General features: G+C 28.3%; 8 protein-coding genes. 3 read left to right on the top strand and 5 right to left on the bottom strand.

Going from position 1 to position 6221, the window contains the following annotated elements; translation table 11 throughout:
- Positions 1–18 precede the first annotated feature (18 nt).
- The 3 genes from R4B61_RS07705 to R4B61_RS07695 form a co-directional block, all read right to left on the bottom strand.
- Positions 19–432, bottom strand: a complete 414-nt coding sequence (locus tag R4B61_RS07705; protein ID WP_413628337.1) for a hypothetical protein — start codon at positions 430–432, stop codon at positions 19–21.
- A gap of 88 nt (positions 433–520) precedes the next feature.
- Positions 521–880 carry a hypothetical protein gene (locus R4B61_RS07700; protein ID WP_413628336.1) on the bottom strand — a complete coding sequence of 120 codons (360 nt, stop codon included), beginning with the start codon at positions 878–880 and terminating at the stop codon, positions 521–523.
- Between the two features lie 15 nt (positions 881–895).
- Complete coding sequence (locus tag R4B61_RS07695; RefSeq protein ID WP_413628335.1) at positions 896–1717, bottom strand: AAA family ATPase; 822 nt, start codon at positions 1715–1717, stop codon at positions 896–898.
- A gap of 641 nt (positions 1718–2358) precedes the next feature.
- On the opposite strand from R4B61_RS07695, the gene R4B61_RS07690 reads away from it, so the two are divergent.
- Positions 2359–3873, top strand: a complete 1515-nt coding sequence (locus R4B61_RS07690) for a primase C-terminal domain-containing protein (protein WP_413628334.1) — start codon at positions 2359–2361, stop codon at positions 3871–3873.
- A gap of 86 nt (positions 3874–3959) precedes the next feature.
- Here the strand turns inward: R4B61_RS07690 and R4B61_RS07685 are convergent, their stop codons facing one another.
- Complete coding sequence (locus R4B61_RS07685; protein ID WP_413628333.1) at positions 3960–4370, bottom strand: ImmA/IrrE family metallo-endopeptidase; 411 nt, start codon at positions 4368–4370, stop codon at positions 3960–3962.
- 2 nt (positions 4371–4372) lie between these two features.
- Entirely contained in the window at positions 4373–4750 is a 378-nt protein-coding gene (locus tag R4B61_RS07680) for a helix-turn-helix domain-containing protein (protein WP_413628332.1), read from the bottom strand.
- 142 nt (positions 4751–4892) lie between these two features.
- On the opposite strand from R4B61_RS07680, the gene R4B61_RS07675 reads away from it, so the two are divergent.
- Together R4B61_RS07675 and R4B61_RS07670 are read left to right on the top strand one after the other, a co-directional pair.
- On the top strand, positions 4893–5096 hold the full coding sequence (locus R4B61_RS07675; protein WP_413628331.1) for a helix-turn-helix transcriptional regulator: 204 nt from the start codon (positions 4893–4895) through the stop codon (positions 5094–5096).
- 58 nt (positions 5097–5154) lie between these two features.
- Positions 5155–6207, top strand: coding sequence for a DUF3102 domain-containing protein (locus tag R4B61_RS07670; RefSeq protein WP_413628330.1), 1053 nt, complete (start codon positions 5155–5157; stop codon positions 6205–6207).
- The last annotated feature ends 14 nt before the right edge of the window (positions 6208–6221 follow it).

Below are 6221 nucleotides of genomic sequence, written 5' to 3'. Positions count from 1 at the left end.
TTAATTATAAGTTATAAGTTATCTTTTGTAATTTATCCAAATGTACATTAATCCAAGTGGAGCTATTAAAGGAGCAAACATGAATAATAGAAATAATTTAATTGGTTTCCATATTAACAATAAACAACCATTAATAATCCAAACTGTGTTTCTATTGATAGCTACAATTAAATCATTCCAAAATAAATTAGCAAATGGGTATAGAATCCAAGAAATAATAAACCATTCTATAATAAATGGATCTGAAAAAGTTGTATTCAAGTGGTATCTATTTAGATATATTAAAATTCCAACGATGGCAGTTGCCGTAAAGTACGACTTTATTAAAAACTGGCTATTCATCGATGAAAATGAACCTTTGATAAAGAAAAAAATAATTTTTTTTATATCATCTAAAACATTAACAAGTGTTTTTAGTATCTTTTTATTCATTTATTCCCCCTCTTTTCTTCAACTTTATATTTTAAAAAAGCATATTTTGCATATAAGTATATTTTGCATACAAATATGCAAAATATACTTATAAATTATTGTTTTCACACATTTGTCTAAACATATCTTTTTGTCTATCAGTTAGTATTAAATCGACGTGATTATTAATCAATTTATTTATTATTTGATCAAAAGATATATTTCCTTTATTGTCTGAATTTTGAAGAAAAAATGATAATAATTTTACTTTTTCAACTGTATCACTGTATACCCTTTGACTTGTCATTTTTTTGTTGTTTTTTAATTTTTTATCTTTTTTGTTATTAGTTTCTATGTTATCACTGACACTTCCAAACGAGTTATTTCCTGATATATTTACTTGCTTTGATTTTATTGTTGATTTCTTTTCATGAGTTAAAAGTGGTTCAAATTTATTTTTATCAGTCATTTTAAAATCCCCCTTTTAATTGTTTTTTTCAAATATTTTTTTATTTTCGTCTAATTCATTTAGAACTTTTTGGAACATGTCATGAGCTCGTTGATCCCACTGATCAGCCAATCCATTTTTTGTTTTATTATAAGTAATTCCTTCAGAATCATATGCTTTTAGTCTCTCTTGATGATTTACAATTGTTGATAAAACATTAGTTCCATACTTTTCTCTAGCATCATTTAATACTTTTTCATCAACACGACCGTTTGGTCTTAACATACATGGAAGAATTCCTAAAACATTAATATTTATTCCATAGTTATCAATCAAGTATTGCATGTATTCAATATAAGTTTGGGCACCATCTAGGCTTAATTCTTGTGTTTGAAGAATTATAATACAATAATCAGCTGCAAACATTGCATTATCTGAAAAGTCTGAAATTGTTGGTGGTACATCTAAATATATTGAGTCGTATTTATTCTTCAATGGTTCAATTAATTTTTTTAAATAACTAATTTGTTTTTCTTCATCATCAGGGAATTTTTTTATTAATATCTTAGGCAAATCTTTAAACTGTGTGTTTGCAGCTATTAAATCTAAGTTTGGTAGGATTTTAGTTATTTCATTTTCAAGATTTCCATTAATAAAACCATTAGTTATATTTTTATTTATTTCAGTAATATTTCCAGTTTTTGCTAGAACACTTGATGCATTTCCTTGGGGATCTAAGTCAATAACCAAACTTTTTCTTTTTTTAAATACTGCTGATTCATAAGAAAGCATAGTTACGGTTTTGGTTTTCCCAACCCCACCTTTAAAGTTTCCAACAACGTATACAGAAGCTGTCATTTTTGTAAATCTCCTCTCAAAAAACAAAACTTATTTATTGCATACATTATATACTTAGTATGCAATGTATGCAAGCTATACATGTATATTTAATATACAATGCATACATATTTTATTTTAAATTGGCTTTACAATAACGGTAAAAACATAAAATGTATACTATGCATACAAACTATGCAATGCATACATGTATAATAAGCATATATGTATACTATGCATACATATATGCTTAAATGATAACTGCATACATTTTCAAATTTTGTGTTTACAATTACATTATGATGTATTATCATTCAGTTATTAAATAAGCCTCGCAAATATATAGTTTACGAGGCTAGATAAATAAAAAGAACGTTGATTAAAAAGTATTGGTAGTACTTTTTAATCAGCCTGACAAGTGAAAGCGCACTTGAGACTCTTTAACGTTCAAATTATTGTATTAAGTTTTTATGTGAAACTGTACCTATATATTACAGTCTAAAATGGAAATTTGTCAATATTTTGAACCCTCTTTTATTAAATAAAAGTTTATTAAGACGATCAAGAAATGTAAAACTTGGTCGTCTTTTTTATTTGCAGTTTATTATGCAACTGAATTTCAGTTGTTATGATAACAACCGATTGATAGGGGAGGGGTCGAAATGATTAGTAAGAAACAATTACATCAAGCATTAAAGTTAATTTTACATAACGGTTTAACTGAAACTAAAGTGAGAAATTCTAAAAAAGTAGTTTCATTTTTACCATCAGATAAATCTGAAAAGAAAGGTTCAGTAGCTGCTTTTCGTAGTAAAGAAATGATGATTAATGCTAAAGGTTTTCCGATAAGTTCTTATGAAGCTCTGTTTGAAAATGATAATAAACTAACTCATTGGACTCCTAACGAATTTAGTTGGTTAGGCTATACAAATGATGGTAGTCATCATCTTAAAGGTCATTTTGAGCGTAATTTGATGCAAATTAACACCTTTGTAATTGATATAGACTTTAAAGATGTACGGGAACGAGATTTAAACCAAGAAAAAGTTATGCAATCACTTTTATTAGGTTATGTAATTATGCCTACTTTGGTATTAAAAACAGACAAAGGGTACCAAGTTTATTATGTTTTAGATGATCCCGCTTTTGTTTCAAAAAAAGGTAATCGTTACCCCGTAATTGAAACTGGAAAAATGATTTCAACCAACATAAAAAATGAAATTAAATCTCAACTTGGTCAGGTAGATGTTGGTTGTAATAATTTTGGAATTTTTAGAATACCAAGAGAAGATAATGTGGTTTATTTTGAACCAACGATGATTTTTAGTTTTGCTACATTTTTAAACTGGAGTAAAAACTACTACGAAAATAATAAGCCAAAATTGCAAGTTATTGATAACAAGTCAAAATCATTTGGTCGACAAATTGATCAACCTTGGTTTGATTGGTTGTTGCACAAAACTACTATTAAACCTGGAGTAGGATTAGGTCGTCATAATACGATTTTAACGCTAGCCTTAGCCTGTTATTCATCTTCGATGAATCAGTCACGGTGCTATAACTTGTTAGATCAATTTAACAGTAATTTAAAAGCATCACTAGCACAAGCTGATTTAGATCGATGTGTTAATGATGCCTATTCAGGTAACTATCAAGGTGCAAGTTCACTATATATTAGTGAGCTTATTTCAACTTGGGCAACTGAAGCTGAAAAAAAGAATTTAAACAAAGCTAAAAGTAACCGCAGTTGGTATAAATTTGCGAAAAGCAGAGCTGAAAGAAAGTATTCCCACAAATCAGAATGGAAGAAAGACATTGTTAAATTATTTAATCTAAAAACAAATGATAAAGGATCAGTGATTATTTCAACTAGAACAATCCAAAAAGAGCTAGGAATCAGTTCTAGCTCATTAAATCGTGTTTTAAAAGAATTAAAAAACAGCAATCAGTTGATTGCAAAAGATAATGGATTAAATAAAAAGAAAGAGTATATGACCTTATATGGCCTTTTAAGACAATTAAAACGTAAGAAGGAACAATACCGACTTATGTTATTTAATGAGCCTAAAAAGCTTCTATACGATGAAATTAAAACAATTTATAAAAGAATTCAATTAGTAACTCAAAAAAATAAAACCACAGTTGATGCTGATATATCGACGTTTAATACTGGATGAACAAAAGTGCTACCAATTGCCAATAAGATATATCTAGTATCCTGTATTCTAATTCAATTATCTTAGTTGGTTTAATTTTTAATTAATTAACCTATTGGTTTTATTCCGTAGGCTATGGTTAGATAATTTGTTGTAATATCTTCAGTTTCATATTGTTCTTTGTATAGGTTTTTAAGTAATGTAAATGCGAATTTGTCAGCTTGATATTCAAATTTATTTTTAACGTTGCAATTTGAAATGTAGTAAGTTGATAGTTCTGTATGTTTTAGGGCGTGACAAAGCTCATGTGCGCATACAAAGTATTTTTTATTGGAATCTATGATATTTAAACTCAATAAAATGATGGGTCGATTAAAATAGCTAATACTTTGCCCTAAAGGTTCATTTTCAAAATCTTTGTATTGGATATCAATGTTTTCTTTTTCTGCGATTAAGAAAGGATCGAATGTTTTATATTTTTTTCCGAGTTTGTTTGCTAATTTTTCTATTTCATTCATGGTTATCTTACCCCATTATCTCGGTCTTTCTTTAATTCTTCCCAAAAGACTTCTGTTAGAATCTTTTTAACTCTTTCTTTTTGTGATTTTGTTAGTTGAACTCCTTCAAAAGTCATGGCTCCGTTAGATGTTAAGAATTTATCTAATTCAATAACGTCGTTTTTTGTGGCCCATTTAGGTGCATTATTTTTTTCTGAAATTAAGTAGCCTACTTGAACATTAAATATATCTGATATTTTATTTATCATTGTTATTGATGGCTCTCTATTGCCTAATTCCCATGCACTTATAGTTTTAGGTGATACATTTAATAGATTTGCTAGTTGAGTTTGATTTATTTTTTTTTGTGTTCTTAATTCTTTTAACTTTTCAGATAACATTTTATGCCTCTTTCTTTGTTCTTTTGAAAGATTACTTCAAAAAGTAGATAAATAATTTAAAATCTACAAAAAAGATACAATAATGTTGACTTTCTACAATAAGTAGAATAATCTGATTATTGTAGATAAAGAGGTGATGTTTTTGAATATTTTAAGGAAACTCAGAAAGAAAAAAGGTTTAAGTCAGCAAACCTTAGCTAACATTTTAAATGTTAGCGTTAAAAGTGTAAGTGCTTGGGAAACTGGAAGAAGATATCCAAGACACCATATGATGCAAAAGATTGAAGATTATTTTGGTGTAAGTAAGGAGTCTATTTTTTTTGGTGCTTTTAACTACAAAAAGTAGATTTATTTATAAAAACACTCTTTTTTGTAGTGAAATTAATTAAGTGAAAGGATTTTTTATGGCTATTGATATTACACATGATAAAGATACTTATGTATCAGGAAATTTGAGTAAAAATTTAGATGTTTTAACTGCTGAAATTAAAGGTTATCAGAATATGGCTGGTCAATCAGTTTTTGAAATTGGTAAACGGCTTAATTGGGTTAAAGAGAATGATTTGGCTCATGGTGAATGGTTGACTTGGTTAGATTCAATGAATATAGGGGAAACCTTTGCTAGAAGATCTATTAAAATTTTTAATGAATTGGGAGATTCAAATCAGGCAACGTTGCCTGATTTGAGCATGAGTGTTCTTTATGAAATTTCAACACTTCCTCCTGAAGAAAGAGAAAAAGAACACATTACTAAGAATGGTATATTGAAGAATACCGAGGATATGACTGCTAGGGAAATCCGTGAATATAAACGTCAATTGAAGGAATCCCAGGATAGTCAGAGACAGCTTGAAAAAGAGATTAGCTATGTCAAAAATCAAGCTGCTGAAGATGTACATAGTGTTAAAGCTGAGTTAGATCGGTCTCAAAAGCGTTTTGATGATTTAAAAGAGAAACGTAATCAAGAGAAGCTAGATTTTGAAGCTGAACTTGAAAAAGTACAAGCAGCTACTAATACTAAAATTGTTGATCGAGTGGTTGAACCAAGTGATTATCAAGAATTAAAACATTTAATCAAGGTTAAAGAGGCAGAGCTTGAAGGTAATGAAACTGTTTTAGCTGAATTTAAAAAGGAAACTAAAACTTTAAAAGATCGTGCTTATAAATACTTTAAAACTGATGAAGAATTTAGATTTAAACAAGAAACAATTGAAGAATTAAAACAAAATATCGCTAATTTAAAAGGGGAAAAAGAGTCGAGAGTTAAAGCTCATCAGGCAATTCAACATTTAGAAACCATGATTAATACTGGTAATCGTTTAGTTTCTAATATGAGTTTAGTTAAGTTTGATGAGTATGATGAAACTTTGGCAAACGTTGATAAAGTTACTAATCAACTTAGTTTATTGGTTAATGAATTACGAGAAAAATTAGCTGAGTACGGAATTGAAAACTAGATAAGGAAGGGGCA

It is taken from the genome of Fructilactobacillus vespulae, from assembly GCF_047324295.1.
Classification (GTDB): domain Bacteria; phylum Bacillota; class Bacilli; order Lactobacillales; family Lactobacillaceae; genus Fructilactobacillus; species Fructilactobacillus vespulae.
The sequence above is the reverse complement of the archived record's forward strand: the minus strand, read 5'-3'. Positions and strand labels throughout refer to the sequence as shown.